This window comes from Kitasatospora sp. NPDC051705, from assembly GCF_044453265.1.
Lineage (GTDB): Bacteria > Actinomycetota > Actinomycetes > Streptomycetales > Streptomycetaceae > Kitasatospora.
The window spans coordinates 40,836-62,734 of record NZ_JBITCO010000026.1; the positions used below are offsets into that span (position 1 = coordinate 40,836).

At 74.2% G+C, this 21,899-nt stretch carries 22 protein-coding genes, 1 tRNA gene and 1 pseudogene; 9 read left to right on the top strand and 15 right to left on the bottom strand.

Features of this window, described 5'->3' with window-relative positions:
* Positions 1–161 precede the first annotated feature (161 nt).
* Positions 162–1,223 carry an alpha/beta hydrolase gene (locus ACIA8Q_RS26855; RefSeq protein ID WP_396317786.1) on the bottom strand — a complete coding sequence of 354 codons (1,062 nt, stop codon included), beginning with the start codon at positions 1,221–1,223 and terminating at the stop codon, positions 162–164.
* A gap of 942 nt (positions 1,224–2,165) precedes the next feature.
* Positions 2,166–2,987: an SDR family oxidoreductase gene (locus ACIA8Q_RS26860; RefSeq protein WP_396317787.1), complete on the bottom strand. Its 822-nt coding sequence runs from the start codon at positions 2,985–2,987 to the stop codon at positions 2,166–2,168.
* Positions 2,988–3,084: 97 nt separating this feature from the next.
* Between ACIA8Q_RS26860 and ACIA8Q_RS26865 the strand changes: the two genes are divergently transcribed.
* The gene (locus ACIA8Q_RS26865) at positions 3,085–3,696 is read left to right on the top strand and encodes a TetR/AcrR family transcriptional regulator (RefSeq protein ID WP_396317788.1); all 612 of its coding nucleotides are present in this window, start codon (positions 3,085–3,087) and stop codon (positions 3,694–3,696) included.
* Positions 3,697–4,264: 568 nt separating this feature from the next.
* Here ACIA8Q_RS26865 and ACIA8Q_RS26870 read toward each other — a convergent pair.
* The 4 genes and pseudogenes from ACIA8Q_RS26870 to ACIA8Q_RS26885 all read right to left on the bottom strand — a co-directional run bounded on the left by ACIA8Q_RS26870 (position 4,265) and on the right by ACIA8Q_RS26885 (position 7,377).
* A complete protein-coding gene (locus ACIA8Q_RS26870) occupies positions 4,265–5,563 on the bottom strand; it encodes an RNA polymerase sigma factor (RefSeq protein ID WP_396317789.1) in 1,299 nt (432 codons plus the stop codon).
* Complete coding sequence (locus ACIA8Q_RS26875) at positions 5,560–5,922, bottom strand: YciI family protein (RefSeq protein WP_360215927.1); 363 nt, start codon at positions 5,920–5,922, stop codon at positions 5,560–5,562. Before ACIA8Q_RS26875 ends, ACIA8Q_RS26870 begins: the two co-directional genes overlap by 4 nt.
* 512 nt (positions 5,923–6,434) lie before the next feature.
* A pseudogene (locus tag ACIA8Q_RS26880) lies at positions 6,435–6,578 on the bottom strand (IS5/IS1182 family transposase); the annotation flags it as partial.
* A gap of 238 nt (positions 6,579–6,816) precedes the next feature.
* The gene (locus tag ACIA8Q_RS26885; protein WP_396317790.1) at positions 6,817–7,377 is read right to left on the bottom strand and encodes a GNAT family N-acetyltransferase; all 561 of its coding nucleotides are present in this window, start codon (positions 7,375–7,377) and stop codon (positions 6,817–6,819) included.
* A gap of 98 nt (positions 7,378–7,475) precedes the next feature.
* Here ACIA8Q_RS26885 and ACIA8Q_RS26890 point away from each other — a divergent pair, with 98 nt between their 5' ends.
* Positions 7,476–8,213: an ArsR/SmtB family transcription factor gene (locus tag ACIA8Q_RS26890; protein ID WP_396317791.1), complete on the top strand. Its 738-nt coding sequence runs from the start codon at positions 7,476–7,478 to the stop codon at positions 8,211–8,213.
* Between the two features lie 102 nt (positions 8,214–8,315).
* Here the strand turns inward: ACIA8Q_RS26890 and ACIA8Q_RS26895 are convergent, their stop codons facing one another.
* The 5 genes from ACIA8Q_RS26895 to ACIA8Q_RS26915 form a co-directional block, all read right to left on the bottom strand.
* Complete coding sequence (locus ACIA8Q_RS26895) at positions 8,316–8,858, bottom strand: hypothetical protein (protein WP_396317792.1); 543 nt, start codon at positions 8,856–8,858, stop codon at positions 8,316–8,318.
* Positions 8,859–9,013: 155 nt separating this feature from the next.
* Positions 9,014–11,209: a serine/threonine-protein kinase gene (locus tag ACIA8Q_RS26900; protein WP_396317793.1), complete on the bottom strand. Its 2,196-nt coding sequence runs from the start codon at positions 11,207–11,209 to the stop codon at positions 9,014–9,016.
* A 155-nt stretch (positions 11,210–11,364) separates the two neighbouring features.
* Positions 11,365–11,448, bottom strand: a tRNA-Leu gene (locus tag ACIA8Q_RS26905).
* A 191-nt stretch (positions 11,449–11,639) separates the two neighbouring features.
* Positions 11,640–11,786: a DUF397 domain-containing protein gene (locus tag ACIA8Q_RS26910; RefSeq protein WP_396317809.1), complete on the bottom strand. Its 147-nt coding sequence runs from the start codon at positions 11,784–11,786 to the stop codon at positions 11,640–11,642.
* Entirely contained in the window at positions 11,740–12,645 is a 906-nt protein-coding gene (locus ACIA8Q_RS26915) for a helix-turn-helix domain-containing protein (protein WP_396317794.1), read from the bottom strand. Before ACIA8Q_RS26915 ends, ACIA8Q_RS26910 begins: the two co-directional genes overlap by 47 nt.
* Positions 12,646–12,850: 205 nt before the next feature.
* Between ACIA8Q_RS26915 and ACIA8Q_RS26920 the strand changes: the two genes are divergently transcribed.
* From ACIA8Q_RS26920 to ACIA8Q_RS26935, 4 genes are all read left to right on the top strand, one after another.
* On the top strand, positions 12,851–13,345 hold the full coding sequence (locus ACIA8Q_RS26920; protein WP_396317795.1) for an ATP-binding protein: 495 nt from the start codon (positions 12,851–12,853) through the stop codon (positions 13,343–13,345).
* Between the two features lie 15 nt (positions 13,346–13,360).
* Positions 13,361–13,933 carry a hypothetical protein gene (locus tag ACIA8Q_RS26925; RefSeq protein ID WP_396317796.1) on the top strand — a complete coding sequence of 191 codons (573 nt, stop codon included), beginning with the start codon at positions 13,361–13,363 and terminating at the stop codon, positions 13,931–13,933.
* Between the two features lie 37 nt (positions 13,934–13,970).
* The gene (locus tag ACIA8Q_RS26930; protein WP_396317797.1) at positions 13,971–14,507 is read left to right on the top strand and encodes a hypothetical protein; all 537 of its coding nucleotides are present in this window, start codon (positions 13,971–13,973) and stop codon (positions 14,505–14,507) included.
* A 193-nt stretch (positions 14,508–14,700) separates the two neighbouring features.
* Positions 14,701–15,141 (top strand): DoxX family protein, encoded by a 441-nt coding sequence (locus ACIA8Q_RS26935; RefSeq protein WP_396317798.1) that lies wholly within the window; start codon positions 14,701–14,703, stop codon positions 15,139–15,141.
* Positions 15,142–15,221: 80 nt separating this feature from the next.
* On the opposite strand, the gene ACIA8Q_RS26940 is transcribed toward ACIA8Q_RS26935, so the two are convergent.
* Entirely contained in the window at positions 15,222–16,190 is a 969-nt protein-coding gene (locus ACIA8Q_RS26940; RefSeq protein ID WP_396317799.1) for a GlxA family transcriptional regulator, read from the bottom strand.
* A 71-nt stretch (positions 16,191–16,261) separates the two neighbouring features.
* On the opposite strand from ACIA8Q_RS26940, the gene ACIA8Q_RS26945 reads away from it, so the two are divergent.
* Positions 16,262–16,858, top strand: a complete 597-nt coding sequence (locus tag ACIA8Q_RS26945) for a cysteine hydrolase family protein (RefSeq protein ID WP_387906010.1) — start codon at positions 16,262–16,264, stop codon at positions 16,856–16,858.
* A 121-nt stretch (positions 16,859–16,979) separates the two neighbouring features.
* Here ACIA8Q_RS26945 and ACIA8Q_RS26950 read toward each other — a convergent pair whose 3' ends face one another.
* Positions 16,980–17,513 carry a hypothetical protein gene (locus ACIA8Q_RS26950; RefSeq protein ID WP_396317800.1) on the bottom strand — a complete coding sequence of 178 codons (534 nt, stop codon included), beginning with the start codon at positions 17,511–17,513 and terminating at the stop codon, positions 16,980–16,982.
* A 30-nt stretch (positions 17,514–17,543) separates the two neighbouring features.
* On the bottom strand, positions 17,544–18,308 hold the full coding sequence (locus tag ACIA8Q_RS26955) for an SDR family oxidoreductase (protein WP_396317810.1): 765 nt from the start codon (positions 18,306–18,308) through the stop codon (positions 17,544–17,546).
* A gap of 198 nt (positions 18,309–18,506) precedes the next feature.
* Between ACIA8Q_RS26955 and ACIA8Q_RS26960 the strand changes: the two genes are divergently transcribed.
* Both ACIA8Q_RS26960 and ACIA8Q_RS26965 read left to right on the top strand, forming a co-directional pair.
* On the top strand, positions 18,507–19,424 hold the full coding sequence (locus tag ACIA8Q_RS26960; protein WP_360216949.1) for a sigma-70 family RNA polymerase sigma factor: 918 nt from the start codon (positions 18,507–18,509) through the stop codon (positions 19,422–19,424).
* A 186-nt stretch (positions 19,425–19,610) separates the two neighbouring features.
* Positions 19,611–21,227, top strand: a complete 1,617-nt coding sequence (locus tag ACIA8Q_RS26965) for an amino acid permease (protein ID WP_396317801.1) — start codon at positions 19,611–19,613, stop codon at positions 21,225–21,227.
* Here ACIA8Q_RS26965 and ACIA8Q_RS26970 read toward each other — a convergent pair.
* Positions 21,178–21,852, bottom strand: coding sequence for a TetR/AcrR family transcriptional regulator (locus ACIA8Q_RS26970; protein ID WP_360216955.1), 675 nt, complete (start codon positions 21,850–21,852; stop codon positions 21,178–21,180). The genes ACIA8Q_RS26965 and ACIA8Q_RS26970 overlap by 50 nt on opposite strands.
* Positions 21,853–21,899 lie beyond the last annotated feature (47 nt).

Sequence of the window (21,899 nt, forward strand, 5' to 3'; positions counted from 1 at the left end):
GCCCCTGCGGGCGCGCGGCCACCGACGAGCGCCCTGGCACGACAGGCAGCCGAAACGCCGGACGGGGCCCGCCGAAACCTCCGACGAGCCCCGTCCGGGTGTCACATCCGGGCGCCGGATCCGGGCGTCACATCCGGGCGCCGGATCCGGGCGCGCACGCACTACCCGGCACCCAACGCCTTCCTCAGCGCCTCCGCCGCCTCGGCCGTCGCCTCGCGGAACCGGTGGCCGACGCCGATGTAGTTGGCGTACCCGTGGATGAGGTCCGGCTGACGGCTCAGCCGCACCGCCACCCCCGCCGCCCGCAGCGCCTCCGCGTACGCCTCCCCCTCGTCCCGCAGCGGGTCGAAGCCCGCCGTGCCGACGTACGCGGGCGGCAGGCCGGCGAGGTCACCCAGGTCCGCGGCGAGCAGCGGCGACAGGCGCGGATCGGTGCGGTCCGCGGGCTCGGGCGCGTACTGGTCCAGGAACCAGTCCATGTCCGCGTCGGTCAGGAAGAAGCCGTCACCGAAGAGTTCGCGCGAGGGCCGCCGCACCGAGGCGTCGACGGCCGGGTACAGCAGGAGCTGGAACACCGGCGCCGGACCGCCGCGGCGCACCGCCGACTGCGCGGTGACGGCCGCCAGGTTCCCGCCCGCGCTGTCCCCGCCGATCGCGATCCGCTCCGGGTCCGCGCCCAGGTCGGCCGCCTTCGCGTACGCGTAGTCGAACGCGGCCAGCGCGTCGTCCACCGCCGCCGGGAACACCTGCTCGGGCGCCAGCCGGTACTCCACCGACAGCACCCGCACCCGCGCCCGCTGCGCCAGGAACCGCGCGACGTGGTCGTGGCTCGCCCGGCTTCCGACCACCCACCCGCCACCGTGCAGGTACACCAGCAGGCCCGAACCGGCCGCCAGACCGCCGGGCGTGTACAGCGTGGCCGCCAACTCGCCCTGTTCCTGCGGGATCCCGATGCTCCGGACGGCCACCGGCTCGATCGTGGCACCGCCCACCAGGTGGCGCGCGTGCTCCATGGCGGTTCGCGAGGGCCCGACGCCGCCGGGCATCACCAGGGCGGCCTTCGACATCCGCTGCAGCTTGAGTATCAGCTGCGCGTCCAGCGCCAGCGTCTGCCCGTCCCGCACCACCGGCGGGCCTGCGATCGCCCGCCGCAGCCGCTCCGGCAGCGCGTACGCGGCCCGGACGACGGCGGACTGGATCCGGACGGGGGGTGGAATCGTCATCGCTTCTGCCTCCTGGGGCCGCTCCCGGAGCCCCTCGACCGGGGACCCTGACCGGGAGCCCATGATGGGGCCGACCCAGCGGCGTTGGAAGCCTCCTCGACGCTCCCTGTGCCGCTCCTCGATCCGGCGGGCGGGTCCGGCGAGCGATCTGGCGTGCGGTCCGGCCGACCCTGTCGCCCCTGCTGCCCCTGCTGCCCCGGTCGTCCGCGCCCGACCGGCCGAGGCAGGCGGGCACCCCCGTTTCAGTCGCCGCCGGGTAGCCCTCAGGGCGGCTGCACAGGAAGTCGACCGGTCCGACTTCCCGTGCAGGCATGCAGGGCCGCACCACGCCCGTGCGTGGTGCGGGAGAAAAATCAGTAGACCGACCTACATATTCATGCCCGGCACTCACAAGCCTCCGCCCCCGAGCCAAAAGTCGGCCAGGCCGACTTCCTGCGACGACACGCAAGCACACGCAAGCATGGACGCCGGGGCGGAGGCCTGAAATCAGTAGACCGACCGACATATTCGCTCCCGCCAAGGGCCGCCGACCGCGCCAGAAGTCGGCCGGGCCGACTTCTCGCTCCAGAGGCAGGGGGGTGAAATGTGGCAGGACATCGGGCCGGACAACAGAAATAGGTAGACCGACCCACATATTTCTCTCGCTGCACGCACCATTCCCGCGCCAGAAGTCGGCCTGATCGACTTCCTGCGGCGCGGCACGGGGCATGCAAGCCGCGATGAGCAATGAAATCAGTAGACCGGCCTACATATTTCTCTCCGCGCCAGTTCCTCGGCTCCGCCCGTCGCCTCCCTGCGCAGGAAGTCGACCTGGTCGACTTCCTGCGCAGAGTGGGCGCCTGCCGCCGTCCGGCCAGGGTGAGGTGAGGTCGGACCGGAGCAGCATCAGGCCAACACCGGGCCAGCGCCGGGCCGGTGTCATCGCCGGCCCGCCCTCCTCCCTCAGCGGAACGCCGTCGCGTTGCGCCGGGCCCAGGCGGCGAAGGAGCCGGCCGGGCGGCCGAGGAGGCGTTCGACGTCGGAGCTGGGCCGCCGCTCCTCCGGGGTGGGCGCACCGAGGATGGCCAGGGTGCCCTCGACGACGGGCAGCGGCATCACGGCCGCCAGTTGCGCCCGGGCCTCGTCCGGGGTCTGCTCCCGGAAGTCGACGGTCTCGCCGATCGCCTCGCCGATGGCCGAAGCCCGCTCGCGCGGGGTGACGGGCGCCGGCCCGGTGAGCACGTACGTGGCGCCGTGGTGCCCGTCCTCCCGCAGCACCACGGCCGCGACCGCCGCCACGTCGTCGGGGTCGACGAACGGGAGGCCGACGTCCCCGAAGGGCGCGGCGGCGACCAGGTGGTTGCGGATCGGCTCGACCCAGGCGAGGGCGTTCGAGGCCAGGCCGCCGGCGCGCAGCACCGTCCACTCCAGTCCGCTCGCGGCGAGCGCCGACTCGAAGGCCGCGGGGTGACCGTAGGCATCCGGCCGGGTGCCGACGCCCTGCGAGGAGAGGAGGACGACCCTGCGGACGCCGGCGTCGGCGGCCTGCTTGAGCAGTCCGTCCGGGTCGGGGCCGGCGACCAGCAGGAACAGCGCGTCGGCGCCGTCCAGCGCGGGCCGCACGGCCGACGGGTCGGCGAGGTCGGCGGCGTGGTGTCGGACGCCGGGCGGAAGGGCGACCTTCGGGGCGTGGCGCGAGACGGCCGTGACCTGCTCGCCCGCCGCCAGCAGGTACCGCACCAGGGCGCGGCCGACGTTTCCGGTGGCTCCGGTGACAACGATCATGACGGTTCCCCCACATTCATGAGTTAGTTGGCTGACTCAGTTCTGTTGCGGTCCCGACCGTAGCGCGCCACGGGGAGCGCTGTCTATAGTGAGTTGGGTGACTGACTCACTAGCATCGAAGGGCTCCTCCCGAGCCGCCGCCGCGGCCGCCAAACGCCGCCGCCTCACGGCCGCCGCCGCCCGGGTGCTGCACGAGAAGGGCGTCGAGCGCACCGCCATCGCCGACATCGCCCAGGCCGCCGGCGTCCCGGTCGGCAACGTGTACTACTACTTCAAGACCAAGGACGACCTGGTCGAGGCCGCTCTCGCCGAGCACACCGCCCACGTCACGACCCTCACCGACGACCTCGACCGGATCCCCGACCCCCGCGCCCGGCTCAAGGGCCTCGTCGACGCCTGGGTCGCCCAGCGCGAGACCGCCGCCCGCTACGGCTGCCCCACCGGCACCCTCGCCGTCGAGCTGGACAAGCGCGACCCGGAGCCCTCCGGCGGCCTCGACCGGGCCGCCGCGCAGGTCATCCGCCGTCTACTGGACTGGGCGGCCGGGCAGTTCCGCGAACTCGGCGTCCCGGACCCGGACGGCCACGCCGTCACCCTCGTCGCCGGCTACCAGGGCATGTCCCTGCTCGCCAACGCCCTGCGCGACCCTGACCTGATGACCCGCGAGGGCGACCGGCTACTCGCCTGGCTCGACTCCGTCGGCGACTGAGCCCTCCCCGGCGCCTACCGGCGTGGCCCGGTACGCACCCACCAGCCGCGTCGGCGACTCGACCTTCGCCCTCGACGTCCGGTGCGGGGATGATTCCGGACTGCGCGAGCACCACCAGCGTCGAGCAGTCGATGCGTTCCCACTCGTCCCGGACGAGCGCCGGGCGCACTCCGCCGGCGAGGCGACGAGCACGTGCCGCTCGAAGCGCGGCGACCAGCCGTCGGCGCGCCCGTTCCAGGCCCGCCGCCCAGCCCTCCCTCGCCGGCCCGCCGCCGACGAAGTCCGCCGCCGACTCCGGCGAGGGGAATGGCAGCAGCCAGGAGTCCAGCGACTCACCGATCCGCTCCTGCACGCCGGCCCCCGAGCAGCCCGGCCTGCGTCGGCCGTGTACGCGGCCCGCGACACGTCCCCCCGGCCAGCCGCGCAGCAGTACGACGGGTACGCCGTCGCCGCCCCAGTCCCGGCAGGGCAGCCGGACACCGCCCCCGCGACACCACGCGCCCCGCGCACCCAATAGCGATACCCTGCCCGACCGCACCGCGACAGGCCGCAGGCGCCCCGACCCGCATCACCGCCCGTCAGGCCCCGCGCCCGCCAACCGCTGCGCCCGCCCGAGGAGGTACCGGCGTTCGGGGCCGCTCGCCGTACGGGAGGCGGCCTCCCGGTACGCCTGCGCGGCGGCCGCCGGATCGTCGCCGCGCAGCTCCGACAGGTGGGCGCGGACGGCGAGCAGCCGGTGGTGCCTGGTCAGCCGCTTGTCGGCCGCCAGCTCCGCGAGCAGGTCCAGACCGGCGGCCAGTCCGTGGACCATCGCCACCGCCACCGCCCGGTTGAGCGCGACGACAGGGTTGGCGTCGAAGCGCAGCAGCAGGTCGTAGAGGGCGAGGATCTGCGGCCAGTCGGTGGCGTCGGCGCTCGCGGCCTCGGTGTGCACGGCGGCGATCGCGGCCTGCACCTGGTACGGCCCGGGCCGGCCGCGCGGCAGCGTCGAGGAGATCAACTCCAGCCCCTCGGAGATGAGTTCGCCGTCCCACCGGTCGCGGTCCTGCTCCGCGAGCGGGACCAGCTCGCCGCACGGCCCGGTACGGGCGCCGCGACGGGCGTCGGTGAGCAGCATCAGGGCCAGCAGTCCGGCCGTCTCGGCGTCGTCGGGCACCAGGCGCAGCAGCAGCCTGGTCAGCCGGATCGCCTCGGCGGCGAGCGGCGGCGCGGTCAGCTCCTCGCCGCCGCTCGCCGTGTAGCCCTCGTTGAAGATCAGGTACAGCACGTGCCGGACCTCGCCCAGCCGCTCGCCGTCCGCCCCCCCCCCCGAACCCGCCCCAATCCCCGTCCCCGACCCCGACCCGGGCGGCAGGTCGCCACCGGCCGCCCTGATCCCCTGCTTCGCCCGGCTGATCCGCTGCGCCATCGTCGCCTCGGGCACCAGGAAGGCGGCGGCGACCTGCGCGGTGGTGAGGCCGCCGACGGCGCGCAGCGTCAGCGCTATCCGGCTCGGTGCGGAGAGCACCGGGTGGCAGCAGAGGAACAGGAGGGCGAGCGAGTCGTCCTGCTGGACGGCGTCGTCGTCCGCCGGGGGCGCGAGCAGCGCCGACTGCGGGGTGGCGAGCGCGAGCGCCTCCTCCCTCCGTCGGCGCGCCGAGTCGCTGCGCACCTGGTCGACCAGTCTGCGGGTGGCCACGGTCAGCAGCCAGCCCCGCGGGTTGTCGGGCACCCCGTCCGCGGGCCACTGCAGAGCGGCGGCGAACAGCGCCTCCTGGACGGCGTCCTCGCAGGCGTCGAACGCCCCGTGGCGCCGGACGAGCACGCCGAGGACCTGCGGCGCCAGCTCGCGCAGCAGGTCCTCGGCGTCGCGGCCGGTCGGGCTCACTCGTTCCCCGGGGACTCGTGCAGGATCGGCCACAGCTCCACCGGGTCGGTGTCCGCGAACGGCATGTCGGCGGCGATCTGCTGGGCTCGCTCCAGGCTCTCGCAGTCCAGCAGGTAGAAGCTCGCCATGTACTCCTTGGTCTCCAGGTACGGCCCGTCGGTGACGGCGGGCACGCCCTCCGCCCGCCGGACCAGCTGGGCGGCGGCCGCGTCGGCCAGCCCGTAGGCGCCGAGCAGTTCGCCGGTCTCCCGGTACTTGGCGTTGTACGCCTCCTGCCGGGCGATCGCCTCCGGCCACTCCTCGGCCGGGAAGGACTCCCACTTGGCCTGGTTGCCGTAGATCATCGCGAGGTACTTCATGGCGGTGTCTCCATCCGTGTCCCGCGCGCCCCGTCGGCGCGCCGTCACCCTCCGGTCGGAGCCGCGGGCGGGTCCTCGACATCGGTCGGCGACTCCTCCCGAAGATCTTTCCAGCCGCCGCCCCGACACCCGCCCCCCACCACCCCTGCACGCCGCCCCGCCCACCGCTTCGCCTTCAGGCCAGAGTCGAAAAGGGCGTGGCTGCCGCGCAACTCTGCAGAGGGGTGGCGCGGCCCGTCGAGTACGGTCGACGGGCCGCCCCCGACCGTCGAACGGCGCACCACTCACATCCGTCCGGCATTTCCGGACCTTGAATGCCGCGTTCCGCGCGTATGCGAATGTCCAGCCCCCTAAGGGGTGTCCCGTAATTGATCTCTAGTGGATCGGGGCGGGGTGATCCGCCTCTGGGTGGGCTCCGCCTATGCGGCCTGGAGGAGGTTGTGCAGGCGGGCGATGCCGAGCATGGCATGGTGGACGCCGTCACGTGCTCGACGCGGGCACGGACCTGCTTGTGGCCGGCTCCACGGGCGGCCGCGGCGTACCGTGTCGGCGCCCTCACGGCGGAGCATCGTGATCAGCTTGTGGAAGTCGCGCGGGCCCAGCCCGGTGAACGGGGATATCCAGGACGGCTCTGACGCCGTGATCACACCAGCCACTCCAAGATCATGGGCATTGGCGTGGTCGGGCTCGCGGTCTGTCCACGGCCAGGACGCGGAGGTCACCGCTCCAGCTCTCGCAGCGGACGCTGCCCGAGGGGAAGTCCAGCTCACGTGCCACGCGCCCGGTTGCCGGATCCCACTCCTGCCGGACTCCGAGCATGAGCTCCCCGGGGTGGGCCGCGAACCGGCTCTCGGCCGGTCATGAGTTCACCGCGCCCCCGGCGGCATGAGGGGCTCAGAGCTCCTTGGTCATGAAGACGCGACTGGTGCCGGCCGGCACGCACGGTACTTCCCCCATGCGGCGCCAGCCGTTGCGCTCATAGAACGCGGGCGCCTGGAAGCTGATGGTGTACAGGACGGCAGCCCGGCAGCCCCGCGCCCGCCCCTCCTCCTCGGCCCGACGCAGGATCTCGCTGCCCAGACCCGAGCCACGCAGCTCGGGCGGCAGGTGGAAGAGGTCGATGAACAACAGGCCGAGGGAGGTCCGGCCGGTCAGGCCGCCGAGGACGCGGCGGGTGCCCGGGGCCCGGACCAGGACGGCCAGGGGACGACGGTCGTCGATTCCGGTGATGTCGATGTTGAAACGGTCCAGGGCGTTCGAGATCACCGCCGTGTCACCGGGGCGGGGCGCATCGGTGAGGACGAGTTCCAGCGCGAGCTTGCTCGGCAGATCCGGTGCGTGCGAGGGCGTGCGGGCCATGGCGAGAGCGGCATCCGCGACCGGGGCCAGCGGACTGGCGGCGTGGGCACCGGGCACCGTGCAGCGCCGCAGGTACTGCTTTGTGAATCGCTCCATCGGGTGTTCGTGCTCCTTCGGAGGGCGGTACGGGACGGGGAGCGTAGAACGCCGTCGGTTCGGTTCCGGCCGAACCGACGCTCCGGAATACTTGCGGCATGGCGGCTCACAGAGCGGGCAGGTCGGACAAGGCACACGACGATGTCGGCATCGACCTCGCCGCGGTGGCGCGGTTGCTCGCGGAGGACACCCGCGCCGACATCTGCCTGGCCCTGCTGGACGGCCGGGCCTGGACGGCGCGCGAGCTGGCCCGGCACGCCGGGGTGGCGCCCTCGACGGCCACCGAGCACCTGAATCTGCTGGTGAACGGCGGTCTCCTGGCCGAGGAACGGCACGGCCGCCACCGCTATCTGCGGCTCGCGGGCCCCAAGACGGCGGCACTGATCGAGAGCCTGGCCGAACTCGCCCCGCGCCGCCCCACCCGCCCCACGTCACTGGGCGCCACCGGCCGGGCCCGCGCCCTGGCCCGCGCCAGACTCTGCTACGACCACCTCGCCGGCACCCTCGGCCTGGCCGTCACGGACGCCATGGTCGCGGACGGCCTGATCACCTGGGAACCGGAACCACGCCTCACCCCGACAGGAGCGGCCCGCCTCGCCGAGCACGGCATCGCACTACCCACCGCCACCCGGCGCCCGCCGGTGCGCTCGTGCCTGGACTGGACCGAGCGCCGCCCCCACCTCGGCGGCGCCGTCGGAGCCGCGATCTGCTCCCACGCCCTGGACGCGGGCTGGGTCACCAGAATCGGCACGGGCCGCGCTCTGGCACTGACAGAACCCGGCCACCAGGCATTCCGCGACCGTTTCCACGTCCCCGAGGGCCGGCTCCCCATCTAGAACGGGACAGCCCTGAGCCGAGCGATCGCGCCCCGATCTCCTGGGCGCCGCCGCTTCACCGGAGGGCGACGAATGACGGATGGGGGCGCCGGGCGGGCGGGGTCACTCGGGTGAGCGGGGGGTGGGGTTCACGGTGCAGAAGTAGACGCGGCTGCTCCTGCGCTCGAAGTAGAAGCTCCCCGGGTACTGGTCGCGGGTCACCGTTCGGTCGAAGGCCTCGCTGTGCAACCACGTGGAGCCGCTGCCCACTTCGGTGGCCAGGGGCCCCGGCACGGGGCAGGCGATGGCGCCCTCCTGCCACGTCCCGCTCGCGGTGATCGACGCGAGGGCCGCCGGCTCGACCCGGGCCACCCCGCCCAGACCCACGTCGCTCGGCCCCGGCACGTCCAGCCGCGCGTCCGCCCCCGAGCCCGCGCCCAGGACGGTCCCCACCCACTTGGCCGCGGACAGCTCGCCCAGCTCGGGGAAGCGGCGGTGCAGGGGCGCGACGTCCTGCCTGACCTCGGCCGAGGCTGAGGAGGAGGCCGGAGGGGACTCCGCGCCCCGGCCGGGCTGGCCGGAGGTGCAGGCCGGAGCGAGCGCGAGCGCGACTCCGGCGAGCAGCAGACGGGTTCGGAATCCTGAAGTGTGCATCGCCGTCGTCACGTTTCTGCCTCCACGGTCAACTCCTCTTCTGGAAGGGCGAGTCGCCCGAATCACGGATGCGGCGGATCCGCACCCGCCCGGAGGGTTGCGGCGGCCGCGGGACGAGGTGGGTGAGGTCGTCGATCGCGGCCACGGGTCGGGCTCCGCCGCGGCTGCTACGGGGAGTGGAGGCCGAGGAGGGTGGCCTGTACCTGCTGGGCCATGGCCGGGGGCAGCGTGCCGTACGTGAGGCCCTCGCCCGTGGCCTGGGCCGGGCCGCTGACGGCGTAGGAGGCGAAGCTCGCCACGATGCCCGCACCGCCGCCGCGCTCGCAGAAGTCGAGGTAGCCGAAGCCGACCACCGGGTAGCCGTACTTGACGGGCTTCCGGTGGTCGAGCTTGACGGAGAGCCTGGTGCCGTCGCTCTCGATCGTGCCCGCCGCGGCCGCCGCGTTGACGCTCAGGGCGGTGGGGGCCGCCACGAAGTCGCCGCCGTCGCCGCTGCGGACCTGGGCCTTCCGGAGGGTGCCGGCGTCCCGCAGCGGGACGAATCCGATCGACCACTGGGTGCCGGCGACGGCCCCGGGCACGCCGGACGCGCTCGTGCCGGGCGTGGCCGGCAGCTCGGACGCCCAGGTGGTGCCCGGTTCGTACGGCCAGTCGGCGGGCGCCGCCTGGGCGAGGTACTGGGTGAGGACGAAGGTGGCCCACGAGGCCTCGGACGGGGCCCGCACGGCGATGGGCGAGTTCGGCAGCGTCGCACCGGGGTTGAGCGCCCTGATCGCCGGGTCGTTCCAGGTCTGGATCCGGCCCCGGAAGATCTTGGCGAGCGTCGGGGCGTCGAGGACGAGGTCGGCCGCACCGGGCACGTTGTAGACCACTGCGACGGGGAGCACGGTGACGGGGAGCTGCGCGATCCGGCCGCCCTCGCAGTGCCGCCCGTACGCGGCCTTCTGACCGTCGGTCATCGCGACGTCCACGGTGGCGGCGTCGAGGCCGCCGTTGGTGAACCGGTCCGCGGCGGTGCCGCCGGTGGACTTGTCGACGGTCAGCTGGTCGGTGGGGCAGGCCTTGCCGAAGTCGGTGACCCACTGCTGGACGAGGGGGCCCTCCAGCCCGTCCGATCCGATCGTGGCCTTGCCGGCCGGGCCGCAGGCGAGGCCACCGGCAGCGGCACCGGCGCCGGACGGGGCGCTGCTCGGCTTGACGTCACCGGTCTTGACGTCACCGCTCGTGGCGCCGCCGGTCGCAGCGGCGCCGCTCCTGCCGTCGTCCGCCCGCTGGGCCTGCCAGGCGAGGAAGCCCAGCGTGCCCGCGGTGGCGACGACCACGGCGGCCAGCGCCGAGCCGATCAGCAGGGCCTTGCGACGGCCGGGGCGCGGCGCGACGACAACCGCCGCCGGAGAGGACGACGGGTGGGCAGCCCCGCCGGGCACCACCGGGCCGGGGACCACCGTCGCCTGGGCGGTCGGCGTGGGCGGAGCAGGCGGCGGGAGCGGTGGGGCCGGAGCGAGCGCCGAGGCCGATGCCGGGGCCGGGGCCGGGGCCACCGGCCCCGTCCGCAGCTGGACCGTCCGTTCCCGCGCCCCCGCCGCGACGAGTGCCAACAGCCCGTCCACGGTGGGCCTCTGCTCCGGGTCCTTCGCCAGGCAGGCGAGGATCAGCGGGCGCAGCTCCGCCGCAGCCCCGGCGAGGTCCGGCTCCTCGTACACCACCCGGAAGCCCACCGCGTGCGAGGAGTCCGCGCCGAACGGGCCGCGCCCGGTGGCCGCGAACGCCAGCACCGAACCGAGCGCGAACACGTCCGTGGCCGCCGTCGCCGCGCCGCTGCGGAACTGCTCGGGCGCCATGAACGGCGGGGTCCCGACGGCGACGCCGGTGCTGGTCAGCTGGGTCTCGCCGGCCGAACGGGCGATGCCGAAGTCGATGACGCGCGGGCCGTCCTCGGCGAGCAGGACGTTCCCGGGCTTGAGGTCGCGGTGCACCAGCCCGACCCGGTGGATCTCCCGCAGCGCCTCGGCCAGCCCGGCCGCCAGCCGGCGCACCTCGGGCGGGGACATCGGGCCCTCGGCGGAGACCCGTTCGCCCAGGGACGGGCCGGGGACGAAGAGCGTGACCAGCCAGGGCGCCGGGGCGTCGGGGTCCGCGTCGAGCACGGGTGCGGTGAACGCGCCGCTGACCTTGCGCGCGGCCGTGACCTCCTGCCGGAACCGGGCCCGGAACTCGGCGTCCGCGGCCAGCTCGGGCCGGATCACCTTCACGGCCACCTGGCGCCCGGACACCGACCGGGCGCGGTAGACCACGCCCATCCCGCCCGCACCGAGCCGGCCCTCCAGGAGGTAGCCGCCGATCTCCCGCGGATCGTTCTCCACCAAGGTCACCTGCCGCACCCTCCCCCAAGGCGTGCACGGCCGACCGGCCGCGCGACCGGCCCAGCCTAGTCGGGCCCCCGTGCGGCCTGCCCGGTACCCGCCCCCGGAAAACAGAGCGGCCGGTCGACTGTTGGGTCGACCGGCCGTTCACTGTGTGCGCGAGGGGGGAGTTGAACCCCCACGCCCTTTCGGGCACTGGAACCTGAATCCAGCGCGTCTGCCTATTCCGCCACCCGCGCATCTGGGTGATGGGTTAACCATAGCCCATCCGGAGGGGTGCTTCCGACCACCCCCGGGCAACGGGCAGGGCCCGGACCTGGCGATCGGCGGGCGGGGCCGCCTCCCCCACCGGCGAGGCGGCCGGCGGAAACGGCGTCGGGGGCAGGGCATCCGTGGATGCCCTGCCCCCGACGGTGTGGTGGGTTCGGCGTCAGCCCTCGATCGGGAGGTGCCCCGCGCGGACCGCGGCGACGAAGGCCTGCCAGGAGGCGGCGGGGAAGGTGAGGACCGGACCGTGCGGGTCCTTGGAGTCACGGACCGGGACGGCGCCGGGGAGGGATCCGGGGGCTACCTCGATGCACTCTCCCGCGTCGCCCGCGCTGTAGCTGCTCTTGCGCCAAGCAGCCTTCCTGAGATCGGCGTTCTGCAAAGCGGTACTCCTCCATCGCATCGGCGATCAGGGCACGAGATTCCCCCAGCGAGAGTACACCTGCGCGCACGAGGTCGAAGTCTCGGCGAGAACCCTCGACAATTGACGGCACGTCACTGAAATGCCCGCGATACAGACTCTCGGAGTAGACCCACTCCTTCCCGTCCGGCATCAGCAGTAGGACCATGGAGGCGGACGGCGACGCCGGCGCGGGACAGTCGAACGGCGCCACCTGGAGGAAGATGTTCGACCGCTCGGTCACTGCGAGCAGGTGTTCCATCTGCTGTCTCATCACACCTGGGCCGCCCACGACCGAACGGATGGCGCCCTCGTCAAGAACCACCAGCAACGTTGGACCATCGGGAGCCAGGAAGCGGCCCTGCCGCCCCATCCGGGTCGCAACTCGCTCGGCGAACAGCTTGGGATTGTTGCGCGCGTTTCCGGTGGCGAACATCGCTCGAAGGTACGCCTCGCACTGCAGCAGGCCGTTGACCCGGGCGTATTGAAGCACCCGGACCGCCGCGGCCTCCTCCTCCAACTCCATGAACGTTTCGAACCAGTCCGGGCGCTCGATGTCCGCTTGCCAGTCCACTCGCTCCCAGAGTCGGACCAGCAGGCCTCCCATGGAGAGCACTTCGTCGGCCCTTCCGACGGTGTCCCGGTCCATCGGCCGCTTGCCGCCCTCGAAGCGTGTGATCACCGTGCGGTGGAAGTTCAGGAATACGCCGAGCTCCTCCTGCGTATAGCCCGCCCGTTCGCGCGCATAGCGGAGGGCTTCGCCGAACATCTCTGCCGGGCTGGACGTCGGTGCGGTCTCAAGGCGCCGATGTGCCACGCGTTTCCCCCTCAGGTGCCAGCGGTCTCCACACGTTGATTTGGTCGCCACCGTAACTCCGGCAACGCGATGATTGAGACCTCAGTGCAGCAATCTGCATGCATAGCGTGATTGCGCGCTCCCCTCCCGCTCCCCTCCGCCCCCGAGGTGCCTCGCCATGCCCACAACGTGCCCCCACCCCGACGCCGGCCCCCGCCACCACCACCGCCCCCGGACCTTCGCCGCCCGGCTGGACTCCCGTGCCGGCTCGGCGCCGGTGGCCCGGCAGTTGCTGCGCGCCTACCTCTCGGCGCTGCCCGCCGGCGACCGCTACGCCGACGTCGCCGAGCTCCTCCTCGGCGAACTCTTCGCCAACGCCGTCCAGCACTCCGGTGCCCCGGCCGACCGGCTGATCGAGGTGCGTTTCGCCCTCGTCAACGGCCTCCTCCGCCTGGAGGTCCACGACGCGGGCGGCGGACGGCCTTCGCTCCACTCCCCCGTCCTCGACGACGAGCGCGGGCGCGGCCTCTTCCTCGTCGAGCAGCTCGCGGAGCGCTGGGGGTGCTGTCCCCGCGCGGGCGGGGTCGGCAAGTTCGTCTGGGCGCTGATCGCCCCGACCCTCCCGCTCGCCGTCACCGCCGCCGACACCGCCCTCACCGCCCTCGCCGTCTGAAAGCCCCCCACCACCATGCGACTCGCCGCCACCGCCCGCCATCTGCTCGACGCCGGCGCCACGCCCGCCGAGGCCTACGCCGAGCTGGCCCGCCGCACCCGGGAGCCGTTGCGCTCCGCCCGCGCGGTCTGCTCCGCCCTCGACATCCCGGCCGTCGAGGTGAACCGCCGCCTCGACGACTGCTTCGACGCCCTGCTCGCCGGCGCCCGCCCTGGTGGCGAGGCGGACACCGGTGAACTGCTCGAAGCCCTGGGCGTGTTCGACGTCCCCAAGCCGCTGGACCCGCGCGGCCGGGCCGTCGTCGACCTCTTCCTCGCCGCGATCGACGCGCTGGGCGGGATCCGCGCGGGCCACCAGCACGGGCTGGCCCGCTGGTTCGTCACCGGGAACCTGGCGGCCGCCTACCTCTCCCTCGCGGCCACCGATCCCCACCCCTCCACCGGCGACCCCGCCCACTACTGGGCCTCCCTCGTCACCGCCGGGGAGCTGCTCCGGGCCGCCGACGCCCCGGACCCGCGGGTCGGGCCCGCCCTGGCCCGCTGCCGGGAACGCGCGCGGGCCGCCGCCACCGCCACTCCCGCCGGGTGATGGTCTACTGGGCGAACGCCCGTGCACCACCCGACCGTTGGGGGAATCCGTGGTCCGCAGCGACCGCCCGCACGACCGTCACGACCGCCACGTCCCCACCGACCGCCAGACGGCCGAGGAGTGGGGTGGGCGGATCGCCGTCCTCCGTGACCCGCCGCCCGGGTGGTTCGCCCTCCTGGGGCGCCAGAGCAGCGACGGCCACCTCTGCCACCTCGACCTGAACTACCACCTGGGCCGCGAGCTCGTGGCGATCGTGCAGACCTCCCGGCCCGTCCCGGAGCACCACCGGGTGAAGTCCTCCACGACCCCGGAGAGCCAGCTCTCGAACTTCCTCGGCAACTCCGACCGCCTCGACCCGAGCGTCGGCCCGGCCCCGATCGACGCGCCGCCCACGCCCGGGCTGGTCCGGCTCGACGGCGAGGCCGTCCCCGTCGAGATCCAGCACAGCCTGGGCTGCCTGAGCGCCCTGGTCCCCCGACTCCCCGGCCAGCAGGGCTACGTGATCGTCACGGCGCCGGTCGAGCACTGGAAGGCCGTCACCGACCTCGTCCTCCGACGTCCGGCGGCGTTCTGAGTTCACCCCAAGGTGGGGTTTGGCTCAACGAACCACCACCCGGGTGCCGAGAACCCATCGGGGTGGCGGCGCTGAGGGCCGCCACCCCGCTCCTCTTCGGCGGCAGAAGTTTTTTCTCCGGGACCGATGAGTTCGGGCGGTGGCGGCGGTCAAACCTGAGAAAGCTCACGCCAGCCGACCGGGGAGACCTGAGATGTCCAACACCGCCACCGCGACCACCACTGCCACTGCCGCTGCCACCGCGACCCCCACCCGGCCCGGCAAGGCCGTGGTCCGGACGGTCTGGACGCTGCGGATCCTGCTCGCGCTCTTCTTCGCCCTGGCCAGCGCGCTGCCCAAGCTGCTCGCGTTGCCCGCCGCCACGACCGTCTTCGACGCCATCGGCGCGGGCCACTGGTTCATGTACCTGACCGGGCTGGTGGAGCTGGCCGGAGCCGTCGGCCTGCTGCTGCGCCGGCTCGCCGGGCCGGCCGCGAGCGCGCTGATCCTCTTCCTGGCCTGCGCGTTCGTCACCCAGCTCACCGCGATGCACGGCGAGAACGCCGGGACCCCGTTCCTGTTCATGGTGCCGCTGGCCGTGATCGCCTGGAACCGGCGCGCCGAGACCGCCGCGCTGCTCGGCCGCCGGCGCTGACCGGCCGGGGCGTCCCGCACCGGCCCGGGAGGCCCCGGCCGGGGCACCCCGACGTCGAACGGGTCCGGGGCGGCCGCCGGTCAGTCCTCCCGCCCCTCCTCCCGCCCGCGGAAGGCCCGCCGGTAGTCGCGCGGGGCGACGCCGACCCGGGCCGTGAAGACCGGGCGCAGGGAGACCGCGGAGCCGAAGCCGCAGCGGGTGGCGACGGTGTCCACGGGCAGGTCGGTCTCCTCCAGCAGGCGCTGGGCCGTGAGGACGCGCTGGTCGAGCAGCCAGCGCAGCGGGGTGGTGCCGGTGGCGGCGGTGAAACGGCGCGCGAAGGTGCGTTCGGACATCAGGGCCGTGGCGGCCATCCGGCGGACCGTCCACGGAGTGTCCAGGGCGGCGAGGACCTCGGCGCGGGCCCGGGCGAGCGGGTCGTCGGCGGGCTCGTCGGGGACGGGCGTGGGGATGAACTGCGCCTGGCCGCCGGCCCGGAAGGGCGCGGTGACCATGGTGCGGGCGATCGTGGCGGCGGCCCGCTGGCCGTGCGCGGCGCGGACCAGGTGCAGGCAGAGGTCGATGCCCGCCGCGACGCCCGCGGAGGTCCAGAGGCCGTCGCCGCCCGTGAAGAGCACCTCGGGGCGGACGGTCACCCCCGGGTGGCGGCGGGCGAGTTCGGGAGCGTGGGCCCAGTGGGTGGTAGCCTCCCGGCCGTCCAGCAGTCCGGCCTCGGCGAGCACGAAGGCGCCCGCGCACAGCGAGGCGATCGGGATGCCGGCGGCGCGGACGGCCCGCAGGGCGGCGTGCACGGCGGGGTCGCGGGTCGCGGCCGGGTCCTCGATGCCGGGGACGACGACCAGGTCGCAGTCCGCCAGCGCCGCCAGGCCGGCGTCCGGGACCCGTTCGAGCCCTCCGCCGAGCCGCACCCGGGCGCCGTCCGGGCCGCAGACGCGCAGGTCGAAGGCCGGGAGGCCGGGCCGGGCGGACCGGTTGGCCCACACCTCCCCGATCACCGCGTAGTCGAAGGCCCGCACCCCGTCGAAGATCAGGCAACCCACCGTTCGCATGGCAGGAATCTATCGATGGATGGCATCCGCTCCCCTCACCGGCCCCCGGCACCGGACCGCACGATGGACGCATGACGAACACCGACGCCTTCGACGCCCCGCTCGCCCTCGACCCCGACGCCGTCCTGCTCCTGATCGACGTCCAGAAGGGCTTCGAGGACGAGGCCTCCTGGGGCCCGCGCGACAACCCGCAGGCCGAGCAGCGGATCGCCGACCTCATCGCCGCCTGGCAGGCCACCGGCCGTCCGATCGTCACGGTGCAGCACGGCTCCTCCTCCGGACCGCTGGCACCGGGGACGCCCGGCTACGAGCTGAAGGACTTCGTCGCGGAGGTCACGCCCGCACTGCACGTCACCAAGACCGTGAACAGCGCCTTCTACGGCACCCCCGACCTGCACGCCTGGCTGCAGGAGCGCGGCGCCCGCCAGGTGGTGGTCACCGGGATCATCACCAACGTGTGCTGCGAGACCACCGCCCGGATGGCCGGCAACCTCGGCTACGACGCGGTCTTCCCCACCGACGCCATGCACGCCTTCGACCTGACCGGGCCCGACGGCACGACCGTCCCCGCCGCCGAACTCGCCCGCGCCACGGCGACGGTGCTGCACGCGATGCGCTTCGCCAAGGTGGTGACCACGGAGGCCGTCCTCACCGCGGCCAAGGCCTGACACCGGGGCGCACGGTCCCCCGGGCGCACGATCCTCGGGCGCACGGCCCCACGGGCGCAGGGTCCGGGGCGCACGATCCCCGGAGACCGGGCGGGCTCAGGACCGGAGCGACCAGGAGGCCTCAGGCCCGGAACAGCGGCGCGTAGGCGGTGCCCTCCTCGGCGTTGAGCAGGACGTACCCGCTCCCCAGGCCGGTCGCCACCTCCCGCAGCCGGGCCAACGCCGCCGCCTCCGAGGGGACTTCGAGACCGAGGGCGGCTGCTGCCGCGTCCCGGTCGGCGAGCAGGCCGGGCTCGTCCTCCAGGTACTCCTCGGCGGCCTCCGCGCTCTCCTCCGCGGCCAGCCGCGGGCAGTCCCGCCACCACGGCACGGCCAGCAGCAGCCGGACCAGCTCCGGCAGGCCGACGGCCAGCAGCGCGGCACCGCCCTCGGAGTCGGCGTACAGCACGGGGCGTTCCTCGCCGCCCTCGCCGCAGAGGAAGAAGGTGCCGCCCGCGCCGTCCTTGCCCACCGGCTCCAGGGCCTCGCCCGAGGCGAGCACGACCTCCTCGACGTGCGGGTAGTGCCGGAGGTCGAAGTCGCCCGGCCAGAGCAGGTAGTCGAGGGCGGCCTGGTCGGCTCGGATGGCGTCGAGCAGCGGGGTGGTGGTCGGCATGGCGGCCACCCTACGGGCCGGCGGCGACACTCAGGCGGCCAGCCGCTCGGCCAGGTACGCCTCCCAGGTGCGGTGGCCGAGTTCGGCCCCGGCCAGGGTGAGGTTGTCCCCGGCGCGGTAGGCGCGGCCGAGCCTGCCCGGCACCCGCAGACGCAGGTGGCGGCGGCTGCGGCCCTGCGCCTCCAGGTAGCCGCGGGACAGCTCGCCCATCTCGTACACCGTCGGACCGGCCAGGTCGGGGACCATCCCGGCGGGCGCGTCCAGTGCCAGCTCGACCAGCCGGGCCGCGACCTCCCGGACGTCCACGGGCTGCCACCGGACGCCGCCGGGGGCCGGGACGAGCGGCAGCTTCGCCATCTTCTCGACCACGGTGAACGCCAGGTCGTGGAACTGCGCCGCCCGCAGGACGGTGTACGGCAGGCCCGAACCGGCCACCGCCTCCTCGGCCGCGTGCTTGGCCCGGAAGTAGCCGAGCGGGATCCGGTCGGCGGCGATCACCGAGATGTACACCAGGTGCCCCACCCCGGCCCGCCGGGCGGCCTCGACCAGGACGCGGGTGGCGGCGTCGTCGCCCTTGGGGCCGCCGGCCAGGTGCAGCACGGTGTGCACGCCGGCCAGCGCCTCGTCCAGGCCGGCCGCGGCGGCGGCCGGATCACCGAGCAGGTCGCAGCGCACGTACGTCACGCCGTCGGCGGGCTCGCGGTCGTGCCGACTGAGGACCCGGACCTCCCGACCGGCCGCGCGCAGCAGCGGCACGACCTGGCGGCCGAGGGTGCCGGTGCCACCGGTCACCAGGACGGGGGTGCCGTTCGCGGGGGTCCCGTTCGCCGGGGTGCCGTTCGCCGGGGTGCCGTTCGCCGGGGTGCCCGCGTTGGGGTTCTTCGTCACGATCGTCTCCGATTCGTCCCGGGCGGGGAGTTGATCTCCGCGCCGCAGCCGTTGTTTGGTGGCTCCTGCTGTACTGACCCACGGCGACGAAGGAATGTGACACGGGTGGACGGAAAATCTTCCGCACAGGATCCGGCCGGGCTCTTCGAGGCCCACCGGCCCAGACTGCGGGCCGTGGCGTACCGGATGCTCGGCTCGATCAGCGAGGCCGAGGACGCCGTCCAGGAGACCTGGCTGCGGTACGACCGCACCGACACCGGGGACGTCGCGAACCTCGCCGGCTGGCTGACCACCGTCGTGTCCCGGGTGTGCCTGAACCTGCTGCGCGAGCGGGCGCACCGCCGTGAGGAGCCGCTGGAACCCGGCGGCTCCGACCAGGTGCGGATCCCGGACCCGCTGCTGCGGCGCGAGGGCGTGGTCGACCCGGAGCAGGAGGTGATGCTCGCGGACTCGGTCGGGCTGGCGCTGATGGTGGTGATGGAGTCGCTGTCCCCCGCCGAGCGGGTCGCCTTCGTCCTGCACGACATGTTCTCGGTGCCGTTCGAGGAGATCGCCCCGCTGATCGAGCGGACCTCGGCCGCGACCCGCCAGCTGGCCAGCCGGGCCCGCCGCCGGGTGCAGGGGCAGGCGCCGGCGCCCGATCCCGACCTGGGCCGGCAGCGGGTCGCGGTGGACGCGTTCTACGCCGCCGCCCGCAACGGTGACCTGAACGCGCTGCTGGCCGTGCTCGATCCGGACGTGGTGCTGCGCTCGGACGGCGGTGCGGGCGTGCGGGTCCGGCAGACGGTGGTGCTCTCGGGTGCGGCCGAGGTGGCGGGGCAGGCCGTCCTGTGGGGCACGCTGTCGCCGTTCGCGCGTCCCGCGCTGGTCAACGGCGTCGCGGGCGCGGTGGTGATCGACGACGGCGGCCGGACGATCTCCGTCATGGCGTTCACCGTGGTGGACGGCGCGATCGCCGCGATCGACGTGCTCACCGACCCGGACCGGCTGGCGCTGCTGGACGTCACGGCCTTCCGGGGCTGAGGGGCGCGCTTCCGGGGCCGAGGGGGCGCGACGCGGCCGGCGGCGGGGGCTCTCCCCGGCCGCCGGCCGCCCCGGGCCGCGGTCGGCGGGTGTCCACACCTCGGTCGGACCGGCCGGAGGACTTGATCACGACGGGCGGTCCGGGCCAGGATCTCCCCCGGTTGGATCACAACGGGGGGAGCCGTGATGTCCGAGGACCGGTCGGTCAGTCGTGGGCTGAGACAGCGTCACATCGCCATGATCGCGCTGGGCGGGGCGATCGGAGCCGGGCTGTTCGTCGGCTCCGGCGTCGGCATCGCCGCGGCGGGGCCCGGGATCGTGGTGTCGTACGTCGTGGCCGGGGTGCTCACCGTCCTGGTCATGCGGATGCTCGGCGAGATGTCCGCCGCCCACCCCGGCTCCGGGTCGTTCTCCGCGCACGCCACCCGCGCCTGGGGGCCGTGGGCCGGGCTGCTGGCCGGCTGGATGTACTGGGCGCTGCTGGTGGTGAGCGTGGCCGCGGAGGCGATCGGGGCGTCCCGGATCGTGGCGGGATGGCTGCCCCAGGTGCCGGCCTGGGTGTGGGTGGCGGCGTTCATGGCGCTGTTCACCGGGACGAACCTGGCGGGCGTGCGGCACTTCGGAGAGCTGGAGTTCTGGTTCGCCGGTGTGAAGGCGGCCTCGATCTGCGCGTTCATCCTGCTCGGCGCCGCCGCCGTGCTCACCGGCCGGGCCCCGGCCGCGGAGCACCTGAGCGCCCACGGCGGCCTGCTGCCGCACGGCTGGCACGGGGTCGCGGTGGGCACGATCGCGGCGGTGTTCGCGTACGGCGGGCTGGAGACGGTGACGATCGCCGCCGCCGAGTGCGCGGATCCGGCGGCCGCGGTGCGCCGGGCGGTGCGCACGGTGCTGTGGCGGGTGGCGCTGTTCTACGTCGGCTCGATGGCGGTGATCGTCGCCGTGGTGCCCTGGGACGACCCGGCGGTCGCGGCCGGTCCGTACGCGGCGGCGATCGGCCGGATCGGGGTGCCGGGCGCGGCGCAGCTGATGAACGCCGTGGTGCTGGTGGCCCTGCTGTCCGCGATGAACGCCAACATCTACGGCTCCTCGCGGATGCTGCACGCCCTCGCCGCCCGCGGCGACGCCCCGCGCCTGCTGACCGGCCGCGGCCGGGCGGCCGCCCCCGGCGGTGCCCCGGGCGGTGCCCCGGACGGCGTCTCCGGTGGCGGCGGTGCCCCGACCGGCACCGGCCGCGCCGTGCTCGCCTCGGCCGCGTTCGGCTTCGCCTCGGTGGTGCTCAGCCTGCTGTGGCCGCGGACCGTCTTCCCGTTCCTGCTGAACTCGATCGGGACGGCGATCCTGGTGGTCTGGATCCTGATCGCCGCCTCCCACCTGCGGCTGCACGGCCGGCGGCAGCGCCCCGGCGGGCCCGAGCAGGGACGCGAACCCGAACAGGGACGCGGGCCCGAGCGGGGCGGGCCCGGGCCGGCGGCCCCGATGCGGGGCTTCCCGTACCTGGGATACCTGGCGCTGGCGGCGATGGCCGGGGTGCTGGTGTTCATGCTGGTGGACCCGGGCAGCCGCAGCCAGGTGCTGTGCACGGGCGCGTGGACGGCGGTGCTGCTGCTGGTGGCCGGGCTGCGGCGGCGCCGTCGCGGGCCGGGCGCCGCTGCGGACGCCCTTCCGGAGACTGGGCCGGCCGCCGCTCAGGACGCCCGTCCGGAGGCCGGCACGGCCGCCGCTCAGGACGCCCGGACCTCCGCCGTCGCCGCGGTCACCGCTCCCGGGCGTAGCGGGCCAGGAACAGGTCGACCCCGGAGCTGATCATCCGGTGCATCCCGGCCTCGTCCAGGTCGGCCTCCGGGCGGAACGTCCGCACCAGCTGCGGCACGCCCACCGTGCAGGCGACCAGCTGCTGCACGGCCAGCACCGGATCCTCCACGGCGAGCACGCCGCGGCGGTCCAGTTCGGCGAAGGCCTCGATCAGCGGGCCGTTGTTCATGTCGTAGCTGACCCGGTACCAGAGCTGGCCCAGCTGCGGGAAGCGGTCGATCTCGCCGATCACCAGCCGGCGCAGCGACATGATGTCGGGGCGCAGCAGGATGCGGGTCCAGTCGAGGGTGAGCGTGATCAGCGCGGAGCGCAGGTCGTCGGCCTCGGCGATGGTGGAGTTCCACGGCTTGAGGTCCTCGTAGGTGGTCGGCAGTATGCCGCCGATCACCGCGAGGAAGAGCCGCTCCTTGTTGCCGAAGTGCTTGTAGATGGTCGCCTTGGAGACGCCGGAGCGCGCGGTGATGGCGTCCATCGAGGCCGCGGAGTAGCCCTCCTTCAGGAACTCGACCAGGGCCGCGTCGATGATCGCCTGCCGCTTGCGCTGGGCGGCGTCGACCGGGCTCGGGATGATCGGGATGCCGAACTCGTCGATCGGCCCGGGGTTGTCGGCGGCCATCGGGGTTCTCCTCGGGGTGCTCGGGGGGAGACGGTACGGGCCAGTAT